The sequence below is a fragment of the Pseudoxanthomonas sp. SGNA-20 genome (assembly GCF_003931635.1).
Classification (GTDB): Bacteria; Pseudomonadota; Gammaproteobacteria; order Xanthomonadales; family Xanthomonadaceae; genus Pseudoxanthomonas.
On sequence record NZ_RRYK01000002.1, the window covers coordinates 298,008 to 311,493 of the forward strand.

Annotated in this window: 9 protein-coding genes and 1 pseudogene; 5 read left to right on the forward strand and 5 right to left on the reverse strand. The window is 71.2% G+C overall.

Features of this window, described 5'->3' with window-relative positions; genetic code table 11:
* Positions 1 to 35: 35 nt before the first annotated feature.
* From EIM48_RS06670 to EIM48_RS06680, 4 genes and pseudogenes are all read left to right on the forward strand, one after another.
* Positions 36 to 1,100 (forward strand): serine hydrolase domain-containing protein, encoded by a 1,065-nt coding sequence (locus EIM48_RS06670; RefSeq protein WP_125111333.1) that lies wholly within the window; start codon positions 36 to 38, stop codon positions 1,098 to 1,100.
* A gap of 102 nt (positions 1,101 to 1,202) precedes the next feature.
* Positions 1,203 to 2,091 (forward strand): annotated as a pseudogene (locus EIM48_RS06675) (ABC transporter ATP-binding protein).
* A 3-nt stretch (positions 2,092 to 2,094) separates the two neighbouring features.
* Entirely contained in the window at positions 2,095 to 2,487 is a 393-nt protein-coding gene (locus EIM48_RS15550; RefSeq protein WP_233581649.1) for a hypothetical protein, read from the forward strand.
* Positions 2,448 to 5,657: a M1 family aminopeptidase gene (locus EIM48_RS06680; protein ID WP_233581650.1), complete on the forward strand. Its 3,210-nt coding sequence runs from the start codon at positions 2,448 to 2,450 to the stop codon at positions 5,655 to 5,657. The genes EIM48_RS15550 and EIM48_RS06680 overlap by 40 nt, the downstream gene beginning before the upstream one ends.
* Positions 5,658 to 5,739: 82 nt before the next feature.
* Here EIM48_RS06680 and EIM48_RS06685 read toward each other — a convergent pair whose 3' ends face one another.
* Positions 5,740 to 7,341 (reverse strand): NAD(P)/FAD-dependent oxidoreductase, encoded by a 1,602-nt coding sequence (locus tag EIM48_RS06685; RefSeq protein ID WP_026010404.1) that lies wholly within the window; start codon positions 7,339 to 7,341, stop codon positions 5,740 to 5,742.
* A gap of 36 nt (positions 7,342 to 7,377) precedes the next feature.
* The gene (locus tag EIM48_RS06690) at positions 7,378 to 8,751 is read right to left on the reverse strand and encodes an MBL fold metallo-hydrolase (RefSeq protein ID WP_019398082.1); all 1,374 of its coding nucleotides are present in this window, start codon (positions 8,749 to 8,751) and stop codon (positions 7,378 to 7,380) included.
* A 141-nt stretch (positions 8,752 to 8,892) separates the two neighbouring features.
* On the opposite strand from EIM48_RS06690, the gene EIM48_RS06695 reads away from it, so the two are divergent.
* On the forward strand, positions 8,893 to 10,971 hold the full coding sequence (locus tag EIM48_RS06695; protein WP_125108702.1) for a M13-type metalloendopeptidase: 2,079 nt from the start codon (positions 8,893 to 8,895) through the stop codon (positions 10,969 to 10,971).
* 204 nt (positions 10,972 to 11,175) lie between these two features.
* Here the strand turns inward: EIM48_RS06695 and EIM48_RS06700 are convergent, their stop codons facing one another.
* The 3 genes from EIM48_RS06700 to EIM48_RS06710 all read right to left on the reverse strand — a co-directional run bounded on the left by EIM48_RS06700 (position 11,176) and on the right by EIM48_RS06710 (position 13,475).
* Complete coding sequence (locus EIM48_RS06700; protein ID WP_028914723.1) at positions 11,176 to 11,844, reverse strand: rhomboid family intramembrane serine protease; 669 nt, start codon at positions 11,842 to 11,844, stop codon at positions 11,176 to 11,178.
* Positions 11,845 to 11,907: 63 nt separating this feature from the next.
* Complete coding sequence (locus EIM48_RS06705) at positions 11,908 to 12,261, reverse strand: MGMT family protein (protein WP_125111334.1); 354 nt, start codon at positions 12,259 to 12,261, stop codon at positions 11,908 to 11,910.
* Between the two features lie 92 nt (positions 12,262 to 12,353).
* Complete coding sequence (locus EIM48_RS06710; protein WP_125111335.1) at positions 12,354 to 13,475, reverse strand: inorganic phosphate transporter; 1,122 nt, start codon at positions 13,473 to 13,475, stop codon at positions 12,354 to 12,356.
* Between the last annotated feature and the right edge of the window lie 11 nt (positions 13,476 to 13,486).

The window sequence follows — 13,486 nt, forward strand, 5'->3', positions numbered from 1 at the left end:
AGGCTGCAGCCAGTCCCTGGACTGGAGCCGCGCCGATGCTGCGACTGCTGCCCTTGCTGATGCTTGCCGGCACCCCGGCCGCGCAGGACGTGCACGACGTGCCGGAGCAGGTGCAGGCGCTGCTGCGCGACTACCAGGGCCAGGTGCCCGGCGCCTCGGTGCTGGTGCTGCGCGACGGCGAGCCGCTGCTGCGCGCCGCCTGGGGCATGGCCGACCTGGAGGCCGGGGTGCCGGCCACCCCGCGCAGCTGCTACCGCCTGGCCTCGCTGACCAAGCAGTTCACCGCCGCGGCGATCCTGCTGCTGGCCCAGGACGGGCGGGTGTCGCTGCACGATCCGGCCAGGCGCTGGCTGCCCTCGCTGCCGCCGGCGGCCGCGGCGGTCACCCTGCACCACCTGCTGTCGCACACCTCCGGCCTGGTCGACTACGAGGACGTGCTGCCGGCGGGCCTCGACCGCCAGGTGCACGACGCCGACGTGCTGGCCATCCTCGAAGGCCAGGACCGCACCTACTTCCCGCCCGGCAGCGCCTACCGCTACAGCAACAGCGGCTACGCCCTGCTGGCGCTGGTGGTCGAGCGCGCCTCGGGGCAGGACTTCCCGGCGTTCCTGCGCGAACGCATCTTCGCGCCGCTGGGCATGGCCACCGCCGTGGCCCATCGCGAAGGCCACGACACCGTCGCCCACCGCGCCTGGGGCTACAGCCAGGCCGGCGGCGCCTGGGTGCGCACCGACCAGAGCCCGACCAGCGCGGTGCTGGGCGACGGCGGCATCTACGCCTCGGTCGACGACCTGGCGCGCTGGGAGGCGGCGCTGCACGACGACCGCCTGCTGCGCCAGCCCTGGCGCGGGCTGATGTTCGCCCCGCACACGGCCACCGACGAGCCCGACGTGCCGCACTACGGCTATGGCTGGCGCCTCAACGGCGACAGCACCTGGCACAGCGGCGAGAGCATCGGCTTCCGCAACGCCATCGTGCGCTGGCCGCGGCAGCGCCTGGCGGTGGTCGTGCTGAGCAACCGCGACGAACCCGGCCCCTATCCGCTGGCGCTGGCCCTGGGCCGCCTGTACGGCGCGCCCGCGGCCGGCGCCGGGCCCTGACTCGGATTTTCCCGCCCCCGGCACCCGCCATCCGCCGATGGCGCCGCCGGCCGACCGGTCCGCATCATCCAGGAGTTCCAACGGAGGAGACGAATGCTGTAGATCCGCTCGCTGTCCAAGACCTACGCCAACGGCGTACAGGCACTGAAGGACGTGTCGCTGGACATCCCCAGGGGCATGTTCGGCCTGCTGGACCCCAACGGCGCCGGCAAATCCACCCTGATGCGCACCATCGCCACCCTGCAGGAGCCGGACAGCGGCAGCATTCACCCTCGACGGCCTGGACGTGCTCGCCAACAAGGAACAGGCGCGCAAGCGCCTGGGCTACCTGCCGCAGGACTTCGGCGTGTACCCGAAGGTCTCGGCCGAGGCGATGCTGGACCACTTCGCCGTGCTCAAGGGCGTGACCGCGCGCGGCGAGCGCAGGGAGCTGGTGCAGGCGCTGCTGCAGCAGGTCAACCTGTGGAACGTGCGCAAGCGCAAGCTCGGCACCTTCTCCGGCGGCATGCGCCAGCGCTTCGGCATCGCCCAGGCGCTGATCGGCCAACCCTCGCTGGTGATCGTCGACGAACCCACCGCCGGCCTGGACCCGGAGGAGCGCAACCGCTTCCTCAACCTGCTGGCGGAGATCGGCGAGAACACGGTGGTGATCCTGTCCACCCACATCGTCGAGGACGTGACCGACCTGTGCCCGCGCATGGCCATCATCGCCGCCGGCCAGGTACGCCTGGCCGGCGAGCCGCGCGAGGCGATCCGTTCGCTGGAAGGCCGGATCTGGCGCAAGCGGGTGGAGAAGGAGGAGCTGGACCGCCTGGTGCACGAGCACGCGGTGCTGTCCTCGCGCCTGGTCGCCGGCAAGCCGGTGGTGCACGTGCTCGCCGACAGCGACCCCGGCGACGGCTTCGCCGCGGTCCCGGCCAGCCTGGAAGACGTCTACTTCGGCGAGCTGCGCCAGGTCGCGCTGGCTTCCGCCCCGGCAAAGGCGGCCTGAGCCATGTTGCGCCACATCCTGTCCTTCGAAGGGCGCCTGCTGCTGCGCAACGGCGTGTTCTGGATCGTGCTTGCGGTGTTCGGCCTGTTCGGCTTCGCCAGCATGGCCTCGGACAACGTCAGCTTCGGCGGCGGCGGCGGCGGCGGCAACATCATGCGCAACGCGCCGGCGGTGGTGGTCAGCCTGCTGTGCGCCTTCAGCGTGCTGAGCGTGCTGCTGTCGACCATCTTCGTGGCCGGCATCGCCTGCGCGACTTCGAGCAGCGCACCGCGGAGCTGTTCTTCGCCACCCCTCTGCGCAAGCGCGACTACCTGCTCGGCCGCTTCGGCGGTGGTTTCCTCGCCAGCCTGGCGATCATGCTGGTCATCGCCTTCGGGCTTTGGCTGGGCAGCCTGATGCCGTGGCTGGACCCGGAGCGCCTCGGCCCCACGCCCTGGTCCGCCTACGCCTGGGCGTTCGCGGTGCTGGTGGTGCCCAACCTGCTGTTCCTGTCGGCGCTGCTGTTCCTGCTGGCCACGCTGACCCGCTCGATGCTCTACACCTACATCGGCGCGATCGCCTTCATCGTGCTGTGGACGGTCTCCAGCTCGCTGACCTCGGACCTGGACACGCGCTGGATCGCGGCGCTGGTCGATCCGTCCGGCGGCGCGGCCGTGGACGAGCACATCCGCTACTGGTCCAGCGCCCAGTACAACACCCAGCTGCCGCAGCTGGGCGGCCTGCTGCTGGGCAACCGCCTCCTGTGGCTGGGCGTGAGCGCGCTGCTGCTGGCTGCCGCCTTCCGCCTGTTCCGCGCCGACCGCGAAGGCCTGGTCCTGCGCCGACGCAAGGGCGCGGCCGCGGCTGCGACGGCGCCGGCCGTGGGCCTGCGCGAGGGCCTGGCCGCGCGCTGGACCCAGTACCGCAGGCTGGCCGCGTTCGACCCGCGCGCCTCGCTGCTGGGCGCGCCGTACCTGGTCATGCTGCTGCTGGGCCTGCTGGTGATCCTGGTCGCCCTGATGTTCGGCGACAACATCTACGGCACCGAGCTGTACCCGGTGACCCGGCAGATGCTCGGCACCATCCGCGCCAGCATGAGCCTGTTCCTGGTCGTCGTGGTGACGTTCTACGCCGGCGAGCTGGTCTGGCGCGAACGCGGCGCGCGCGTGGCCGAGGCCACCGATGCCTACGCCCTGCCCGACTGGATCCCGCTGGCCTCGAAGCTGACGGCGCTGGCCGGTCTGGTGCTGGCCATGTACCTGGGCGGCGCGCTGTTCACCCTCGCCTGGCAGCTGGGCCACGGCTTCACCGCGATCGAGCCGCTGCTGTACCTGAAGGGCATCGCCCTGGACGCCCTCGGCTTCATGCTGATGGCGGCGCTGGCGGTGTTCCTGCAGGCGGTGTCGGGCAACAAGTTCATCGGCTACCTGCTGATGATCGTGTTCCTGGTCGCGCAGGCGGCGAAGGGCATGCTGCACTTCGACCACCTGCTGTACAGCTACAACGCCACCACCCCGCTGCCGTATTCGGACATGAACGGCTACGGCCACTTCCTGGGCGCGCACCTGACCGTGCGTGCCTACTGGGCCGCCCTGGCCGTGGCCCTGCTGGCCGTGGCCCTGCTGTTCTGGCCGCGCGGCACCTCGCTGCACTGGCGCGACCGCCTGCGCCAGGCGCGGGCGCGGCTGCGCGCGCCGGTGGCGGCCACCCTGGCGGCCTCGCTGCTGGCCTTCGCCGGGCTCGGCGGCTGGATCTTCTACAACACCAACATCCGCAACGAGTACGTGCCCGGCGACCTGGCCAAGGAGCGCGCGGCCGACTACGAGAAGCGCTACCGCCAGTACAAGGACCTGCCGCAGCCGCGCATCGCCTCGATCCGCGCCGACGTGGACATCTTCCCGGAGGAGCGGCGGCTGCAGATCCGCGGCCACTACCGCCTGGAGAACCGCGGCGACGCCCCGATCCGCGACCTGCACGTGCGCCTGTCCCCGGATTACGAGGTGCGGCGCATGGAATTCGGCCCGCACACCGTGGTCGATGCCGACAAGGTGCACGGCTACACCATCTACCGCCTGGAGACCCCGCTGGCGCCGGGTGCGGCGATGGACTTCGAGTACGAGATCGCCGCGCGCCCGAACGGCTTCACCGTCGGCGGCACCGATACCCAGCTCGTGTACAACGGTTCGTTCTTCAACAACTACGCCGTGCTGCCGCAGTTCGGCTACAGCGAGCGCGCGCAGCTGCAGGACCGCAACGACCGCCGCAAGCACGGCCTGCCCGAGCTGCCGCGGATGAACCCGATCGACGACCCGGCCGGGCGCAACGCCAACTACCTGACCACCAACGGCGACTGGGTGGACTTCGAGACCGTGGTGTCCACCAGTTCGGGCCAGGTCGCGCTGGCCCCGGGTTACCTGCAGCGCGAGTGGGAAGAGAACGGGCGCCGCTACTACCACTACAAGTCCGAGGCGCGGGTGCTGCCGTTCTTCTCCTGGCTGTCGGCCGACTGGAAGGTGGCGCGCGACCGCTGGAACGACGTGGCGATCGAGGTCTACCACCACCCGACCCACGCCTGGAACGTGCCGCGGATGATCGACGCGACCAAGAAGTCGCTGGACTACTTCAGCCGCAACTTCTCGCCCTACCAGTTCCGCCAGTTCCGGATCCTGGAATTCCCGGGCTACCAGACCTTCGCCCAGGCCTTCGCCGGCACCATCCCGTACTCGGAGTCGATCGGCTTCATCGCCGACCTGCGCGATCCGGACGCCATCGACTACGTGTTCTACGTGACCGCGCACGAGGCCGCGCACCAGTGGTGGGCGCACCAGGTCATCGGCGCCGACGTGCAGGGCGCGACCATGCTGTCGGAGTCGCTGGCGCAGTACTCGGCGCTGATGGTGATGGAGAAGGAGTACGGGCCGCGGCAGATGCGCCGCTTCCTCCGGTACGAGCTGGACCGCTACCTGGGGAATCGCGCGACCGAGCGCGTCCAGGAACTGCCGCTGGCGCTCAACGAGAACCAGCAGTACATCCACTACCGCAAGGGCTCGGTGGTGTTCTACGCCCTGCGCGACGCGATCGGCGAGGAGCGGCTCAACGCGATCCTGGCCGAGTTCCTGCGGCAGTGGGCGTTCAAGGGCCCGCCCTACCCCACCACCCGCGACTTCCTCGACCTGCTTTACGCGCGCACCGAACCGGAGCACCACCCGTTCATCCGGGACCTGTTCGAGCGGATCGTGTTCTGGAACCACCGCGCCACCGTGGCCGAGGCGCGCAAGCGCGAGGACGGCAAGTACGCGGTGACCCTCACCGTGCAGGCGGAGAAGGTCTCCACCGACGGCAAGGGCAAGGAAACCCAGGAACCGGTGGACGTGATGGTCGACATCGGCGTGTTCGCCCGTCCGCCGGGCGGCAGCGAGGCCGACGAGAAGGTGCTGTACCTGGCCAAGCACCGCCTCACCCAGGCGGAAACCACGCTGGAGCTGGTGGTCGACGAACTGCCCTACGAGGCCGGCGTGGACCCGTACAACAAGCTGATCGACCGCGCTTCCGGCGACAACCGCAAGAAGGTCACCGTGGTGCAGTGAGCCAAGGCTCCCGGCCCCGCATGGCGCGGGGCCGGAACCCATCCGGCTTGCGCGGCCCGCCTGCCGCGCGGCGGGCGCCGCCTCAGCGCAGGTCGCCGATCACCACCTGGGCGGCGTTGTGGCCCGGCGCGCCGGTCACGCCGCCGCCGGGATGGGTGCCGGAGCCGCACAGGTACAGGCCCGGGATGGCCCCGCGGTAGTGCGCCTGGCCCAGCATCGGCCGCGCCGAGAACAGCTGGTTGAGGCTCAGCGCACCATGGAAGATGTCGCCGCCGACCAGGCCGAACTCGCGTTCCAGGTCCAGCGGCGAAAGTACCTGCCGGCCCAGCACCGAGGCGGCGAAGCCCGGCGCGTAGCGGTCCACGGTGGCGATCATCAGGTCGGCCACTTCGTCGCGGTGGTCGTCCCAGCTGCGGCCGCCGGGAAGTTCCGGCGCCACGTGCTGGCAGAACAGGCTGGCCACGTGCATTCCCGGCGGCGCCAGCGAATCGTCCAGGCTCGAGGGCACCAGCATCTCGACGATGGGCTCGCGCGACCAGCCGTGCTCGCGGGCGTCGCGCCAGGCGCGGTCCATGTAGTCCAGGCTGGGCGCCAGGATGATGCCGGCGGTCAGGTGCTCGCCCTCTCCCGGCAACGCAAGGAAGTCGGGGGCCCGCGACAGCGCCACGTTCATGCGGAACGTGCCTGAGCCGCAGCGCCAGTTGCGCATGCGCTCGGCGGTGGCCGGCGGTACCGCGCCGGCCGGCAGCAGGCGCTGGTACAGCAGCTTCGGGTTGACGTTGGCCACCACCGCGCGGGCGCGCAAGGTCTCGCCCGCCGCGGTGACCACGCCGGTGGCGCGCCCGCCCTCGACCAGGATCCGCTCCACGCCCTGGCCGGTGTGGATTTCCGCGCCGGCCGCCTCGGCCGCGCGCGCCATCGCCCGGGTGATGGCGCCCATGCCACCGATGGCATGGCCCCAGGCGCCCTTGACCCCGTTGGCCTGGCCGAACACGTGGTGCAGCAGCACGTAGGCGGTGCCCGGGGCGTACGGGCTGGCGTAGTTGCCGACGATGCCGTCGAAGCCGAGCAGGGCCTTGATCGGCCCGCTCTCGAACCAGCGGTCCAGGTATTCGGCGGCGGAAATGGTGAACAGGTCCAGCAGGTCCTGGCGCAGCGCCGGCTCCAGCGCATGCAACTGCCGGCCCAGCCGTGCGGTGCGCAGCAGCTCCGGCAGCGCCTGCAGCCAGCCACCGTCGGTGACGTTGGGCGGTGGCTGCAGCGCCAGCGCGCGCAGCACGTCGGCCATCGCCTCCAGCCGCGCCTCGTAGGCCGGCAATGCCTCGGCGTCGTGGCGGGAGAACTTCGCGACCTCTTCGGCCGTGCGCCCGCCGCCGGTGAGCAGGTAGCGGCCGTCGGGCAGCGGCAGGAAGTTGTTGCGCCGGCGCAGGACGATGCGCAGGCCGTGGCCGTGCAGGTCCAGGTCCTCGATCACCTTCGGCTGCAGCAGCGAGACCGTGTACGAGGCCACCGAGTTGCGGAAGCCGGGATGGAACTCCTCGGTGACCGCCGCGCCGCCGACCACGCCGCGGCGCTCGAGCACGGTCACCTTCAGCCCGGCCCGGGCCAGGTAGGCGGCGCAGACCAGGCCGTTGTGGCCGCCGCCGACCAGGAGCACGTCACGCCGCGCGTCTTCGTTCCGCATGCGCGCAGGTATACCACCGGCCACCGGAGCCGCGCCTCAGACCGCCAGGCGGGTACCGGGCCGCGGCAGTTCCACCCGCGCCCCGAAGCGGCGGCCGAGTTCGCCGGCCAGTGCCTGGCGCGCGGGGTCCTCGCCGTGCACCAGGGCCACCGGCGGGGTGCCGCGGAACTGGCCGTACCACTGCAGCAGCCCGCGCTGGTCGGTATGGGCCGACAGGCCGCCGACGGTGTGTACCTGCGCCGCCACCCGCAGCTCCTGGCCGTGGATGCGCACCCAGGGCGCGCGCTCGACCAGGCGCCTGCCGAGCGTGCCCTCGGCCTGGTAGCCGACGAACACCACGTGGGTGTCGCGCCGCTCCAGGCGGTGGCGCAGGTGGTGCTGGATGCGGCCGCCATTGGCCATGCCCGACCCGGCGATCACGATCGCGCCGGAGGCGATCGCGTTGATCCCCATCGAGGCCTGGGTGGTCTCGGTGTAGTACAGGTTGGGCAGCCGGAACGGCGAGGGCCGCTGCCGCCAGACCTGGCTGGCCTGCTCGTCGAACAGCGCCTGGTGGCGGTCGTACACGGCCACCACCTTCCCCGCCATCGGGCTGTCCAGGAAGATGCGCCATCGCTCCAGCTTCCACTCCTGCCAGTAGCGCGCGAACCAGTACAGCAGCTCCTGGCTGCGGCCCACGGCGAAGGCCGGGATCAGCACCGTGCCGCGCTCGCGCCAGGCGTGCTCGAACACCTCGCCCAGCTCCTGCACGGTGGCGCTGCGCTCGCGGTGGTTGCGGTCGCCGTAGGTGGACTCCATCACCACCAGGTCGGCCTCGGCGATGGCCTCCGGGTCGCGCAGGATCGGCGTGCCCTTCGGCCCCAGGTCGCCGGAGAACACCAGCTTGCGGCCGTCGCCCCACAGCTCGACGATGCTCGAGCCGAGGATGTGCCCGGCATCGCGCAGGGCCAGCTCCACCCCCGGCAGGATCGCGGTGCGCGCGCCATAGTCCAGCGGCCGCAGCAGGTCCAGGACCCGGGCCACGTCGGCCGCGGTGAACAGCGGCGCCTGGGCCGGCTCGCCCGGTGCCCGCCGGCGGTTGGCGCGCTCGGCCTCGGAGGCGGCCAGCGAGGCGGCGTCCTCCAGCATCACCGGCAGCAGGTCGGCGGTGGCCCGCTGCAGCCAGACCGGCCCGCGGTAGCCGCGCGCCACCAGCAGCGGCAACCGGCCGATGTGGTCGATGTGGGCGTGGCTGAGGACCACCGCGTCCAGCCCGGCCGGGTCGAACGGGAACGGGGCGGCGTTGCCGGCCTCCAGCTCGCGTCCGCCCTGCAGCATCCCGCAGTCCAGCAGGATCCGCCGGCCGGCGGCCTCGACCAGGTGCATGGAGCCGGTCACTCCGCCGGCCGCGCCATGGAACTCGATTTCCATCCGCCCTCCTCCCGGGTCCCGGCCCATTGTGCATGACCTCCGGCAGTGCCACCGGCAGTAGACGCTGGCGTACAGTCCGTGCCACTGCCCCCCAGGGGGCCATTGCACGCCCATACGGGCCGGAGACCCCAAACCGTGAACATGCGCAAGACCCAAGCCCTGCTGCTGCCGCTGGCGATCGCCACGGCGCTGGCTGCCTGCTCCAAGAAGGACGAGTCCGCCCCCGCCGCGGAAGCGCCTGCCCTGACCCTGGACGAGAGCCGGCTGCCGCCGGTCAACCGCTTCCAGGTGGCCGACCTGGACGAGACCAAGCAGGCCTGCCACGACTTCGCCGGCTACGCCAACGGCAAGTGGCTGGACGCCAATCCGGTCCCGGGCGACCGCACCAGCTGGGGCGCGTTCGAGATGCTCGACGAGCGCTCCACCGCGATCCAGCAGCAGCTGGCCGAGCAGGCCGGCGCCGACGCTTCGGCCACCGGCGTGAAGAAGATCGTCGGCGACCTGTGGGCCACCGGCATGGACGAGGCGAAGATCAACGCCCAGGGCATCCAGCCGCTGGCCGCCGAGCTGGCCGCGATCGACGCGCTGGCCGACAAGGACGCGATCGCCGAGTACCTGCGCAGCCGCGCCGCCAAGGGCGGCAACTTCCTGTTCGGATTCGGCCCGGAGGCCGACTTCCAGAACCCGGACATGAACATCGCCTACGTGTCGCAGGGCGGCCTGGGCCTGCCGGACAGCAAGTACTACACCGACGCCGACAAGCAGGACATCCGCGACAAGTACGTGGCCCACATCGCCCGCATCCTCGAGCTGTCGGGCGTGGACGCGGCCGCGGCGCAGGAGCAGGCCAAGCAGGTGATGGCGTTCGAGACCCGCCTGGCCAAGGCGTCCAAGTCGCGCGAGGACCTGACCCGCGACGTGTCCCTGTTCTACAACCCGGTCAGCCTGGCCGACGCCGATGCGCTGACCCCGAACTTCCCGTGGTCGAAGTTCTTCGAGTCCCAGGGCGTGGCCGCGCCGGAGATGTTCTCGCTGGCGATCCCGGACTTCCACAAGGAGGTCGACAAGGCCCTGGCCGACACCGACGCGGCCGTGTGGAAGGCCTACCTGCGCTTCCACACCGTCGACGGCGCCGCGCCGTACCTGAGCGACGAGTTCGTGCAGGAGAACTTCAACTTCTACTCGGCCACCCTGCGCGGCCAGAAGGAAATGAAGCCGCGCTGGAAGCGCGTGCTGGCCACGATCAACGGCCAGGCCGGCGAGGCCCTGGGCCAGATGTACGTGCAGGTCGCCTTCCCGCCCGAGTCCAAGGCCAAGATGGAGGCCCTGGTCGCCAACCTCGGCGAGGCCCTGAAGGCGCGCATCCAGAACCTGGAGTGGATGAGCGAGGAGACCAAGGCCAAGGCCCTGGACAAGCAGGCCGCGTTCACCACCAAGATCGGCTACCCGGACAAGTGGCGTTCCTGGGACGGCCTGGAGACCGGCCGCGACAGCTACATCGGCAACGTGCTGGCCGCCCGCGAGTTCAACTACCGCTGGGAGCTGGGCAAGATCGGCAAGCCGGTCGACAAGTCCGAGTGGGGCATGCCGCCGCAGATGGTCAACGCCTACTACAACCCGCTGTCGAACGAGATCGCGTTCCCGGCCGCCATCCTGCAGCCGCCGTTCTTCGATCCGGAAGCCACCGACGAGATGAACTACGGCGGCATCGGCGCGGTGATCGGCCACGAGATGACCCACGGTTACGACGACCAGGGCAGCCGCTTCGGGCCGACCGGCAAGTTCGAGAACTGGTGGACCGAGGCCGACGCCAAGGGCTTCGCCGCACGCACCGCCAAGCTGATCGAGCAGTTCAACGGCTACACCACCGCCGACGGCCAGAAGGTCAACGGCCGCCTGACCCTGGGCGAGAACATCGCCGACCTGGGCGGCCTGGCCACGGCCTACGACGCGATGAAGAAGGCCACCGAGGGCCAGCCGGACCCGATGACCGACGGCCTGACCCGCGACCAGCGCTTCTTCCTCAACTGGGCCACGGTGTGGCGCCGCAACTTCACCCCGGAAGAGCTGAAGCAGCGCATCGCCACCGACGAGCACGCCCCGTCGCAGTTCCGCGCCATCGGCGCGCCCTCGAACCTGCCGGCGTTCGCCGCGGCGTTCAAGTGCGAGGCCGGCGCGCCCATGGCCCGCCAGGGCGATGCCCAGGTCGTGATCTGGTAAGCGCACGCGCAAGGCAAGCGCACGCGGGGCCCGGCATTGCCGGGCCCCGTTCTTTTTGCGCCGGCGGCGGGCACCCCGGGCCGTTCCCGGCATCGCCTCGGGGACCGTGCCCTCCCCGCCCCGCGCCGGCACCGCTTCGGTCCGGCCGCGCAAACAGGAAAGGCGCGGTTGCCCGCGCCTTTCACCTTTCCTTCCCGCCCGCGCCTACTTCACCCGGCGCAGGTGGCTGGGACCTCGCGGCGGGCGCCGCCCGCCAAACGGCGGCTGGCCGCGCCAGTAGCGGATCACCAGCCAGCCGAACAACATGCCGCCCAGGTGGGCGAAGTGGGCCACGCCCGGCTGCCAGCCGGTGAAGCCCAGCACCAGCTCGATCGCGCCGAACACGATGACGAAGGTGCGCGCCTTCATCGGGATCGGCGGGAACAGCAGCATCACCCGCTGGCTGGGGAACAGCATGCCGTAGGCCAGCAGCAGGCCGAACACGCCGCCGGAGGCGCCCAGGGTGGGATACGGCGGGCCGCCGGCGGAGACCGTCCACCAACCCACCAGCAGCTGGCACAGGCCGGCGCCGGCGACGCAGATGAGGTAGTAGGCCAGGAACCGGCGCGGGCCCCAGGTCAGCTCCAGCGGGGAGCCGAACATGTACAGCGCCAGCATGTTGAACAGCAGGTGGCCGAAGCTGCCGTGCAGGAAGCCGTAGCTGAGCAGCTGCCAGGGCTGGAAATTCTGCGCGGGCGAGAACGGATCGAAGCCTTGCGGCGGCCACAGCATGAAGGTCGAGAAGGTGGCGTTGCCCAGCATCAGCTGCAGCAGGAACACCACCACGTTGGCGATCAGCATGGCCTGGGTGACGGGGGGCAGTCGCGCGAACATCCGCGGCTCCATGGAAGGGGAAGCCCATCATAACGGCCCCGCGCACCGGGCCGGGCCCCGCGCTCAGCGCGGCGGCGGCCCCCACACCATGGCGTCCAGGTCGCCGTGCGCGTCGGCCATCAGCTCGCGGCGCACGCGCCCGTCCACCACCGCCACGCCCTCGGCGCGCAGCCGCTGGCACTGCTCGCGGTAGCCGGCCGACCCTTCGGGGAAGGCGATGCGGCCGTCGGCGCGCAGCACCCGGTGCCAGGGCAGCGTGCGGTCGGTGTTCTGCGACAACACCCGTGCCGCCAGGCGGGCGCGTCCGGGCAGGCCCGCGCGCCGCGCCACCTCGCCGTACCCGGCCACCTGCCCGCGCGGGATGGCGCGCACGGCGGCGAGGATGCGGGCGGCGGCGTCCTGGGTGGCGTCGGGCATGGGCCCAGCTTAGCCAGCACCGCCGCGCCGTAAAAGCGAAGGCCGCCTTGCGGCGGCCTTTGCTTTGCAGCGGCGTGGCGGCAGGCAGGCGCTCAGGCCCAGCCGAGCGCCTTCATCCCGCGCAGGAACAGCCAGGCCAGGCCGCCGGCGGCGGGGATGGTCATGATCCAGGCCCAGACGATGCGCTCGATCACGCCGATCTTCAGCGCGCGCGGGTTCTTGGCGAAGCCCACGCCCATGATCGCGGTGGAGATGCTGTGGGTGGTGGACACCGGCATGCCGAAGTGCGCGGCCAGGGTCAGCACCGTGGCCGAACTGGTCTCGGCGGCGAAGCCGTGGATCGGGTGCAGCCTGACCATCTTGTGGCCCAGCGTCTTGATGATGCGCCAGCCACCGGACGCGGTGCCGGCAGCCATCACCAGGGCACAGGTCAGCACGATCCAGGTGGCGATGTGGGTGCTGTCGGTGTCGCCCGGGTGCAGGAACGCCAGCCAGCCCGGCAGGTCGTCCAGGGTGCCGGCGGCCTCGGCGCCCATCAGGGTCAGGGCGATGATGCCCATGGTCTTCTGCGCGTCGTTGTGGCCGTGGGCGAAGCCCATGTACGCGGCCGAGGCGATCTGGACCTTGCCGAAGAAGGCGTTGACCCAGCGCGGGCGCGCCAGCCGGCGAAGCACGCCGCCGGCGCGGGCCATGGCGGCGATGATCGCCCACAGCAGGACCATCACGCCCACGCCCATGACGAAGCCGGCCAGCGGCGAGGTGACCATCGGCAGGAACACCTTCCACAGCAGGCCCTTGTTCTTGGCCCAGTTGCCGAGGTCCTGCGACCAGATCAGCGCGTCCCAGTTGTTGCCGGCGGCGGCCAGGCCGGCGCCGCACAGGCCGCCGATCAGGGCGTGCGAGGACGAGGACGGCAGGCCGAACCACCAGGTGATCAGGTTCCAGCCGATGCCGCCCAGCAGCGCGCACAGGATCACCTGCGAGCTGGCCTCGACCACGTCGGTGTTGAGGATGCCGGTGGCGATGGTCGCCGCCACCGCGGTCCCCATCAGCGCCCCGACCAGGTTCATCACCGCCGCCAGCGACACGGCCGCGCCCGGCGACAGCACCTTGGTCGCCACCACCGTGGCGATGGAGTTGGCGGTGTCGTGGAAGCCGTTGATGAACTCGAAGACGAGCGCGGCCAGGATCACCACCAGCACGAGGGTCAGCATGGCAGCGGCCC

Bases quoted from the DNA above. Each gene is read 5' to 3' on its own strand.
- EIM48_RS06670 (WP_125111333.1), top strand. From the start codon at position 36: ATGCTGCGACTGCTGCCCTTGCTGATGCTTGCCGGCACCCCGGCCGCG.
- EIM48_RS15550 (WP_233581649.1), top strand. From the start codon at position 2,095: ATGTTGCGCCACATCCTGTCCTTCGAAGGGCGCCTGCTGCTGCGCAAC.
- EIM48_RS06680 (WP_233581650.1), top strand. From the start codon at position 2,448: ATGCTGGTCATCGCCTTCGGGCTTTGGCTGGGCAGCCTGATGCCGTGG.
- EIM48_RS06685 (WP_026010404.1), bottom strand. From the start codon at position 7,341: ATGCGGAACGAAGACGCGCGGCGTGACGTGCTCCTGGTCGGCGGCGGC.
- EIM48_RS06690 (WP_019398082.1), bottom strand. From the start codon at position 8,751: ATGGAAATCGAGTTCCATGGCGCGGCCGGCGGAGTGACCGGCTCCATG.
- EIM48_RS06695 (WP_125108702.1), top strand. From the start codon at position 8,893: ATGCGCAAGACCCAAGCCCTGCTGCTGCCGCTGGCGATCGCCACGGCG.
- EIM48_RS06700 (WP_028914723.1), bottom strand. From the start codon at position 11,844: ATGTTCGCGCGACTGCCCCCCGTCACCCAGGCCATGCTGATCGCCAAC.
- EIM48_RS06705 (WP_125111334.1), bottom strand. From the start codon at position 12,261: ATGCCCGACGCCACCCAGGACGCCGCCGCCCGCATCCTCGCCGCCGTG.
- EIM48_RS06710 (WP_125111335.1), bottom strand. From the start codon at position 13,475: ATGCTGACCCTCGTGCTGGTGGTGATCCTGGCCGCGCTCGTCTTCGAG.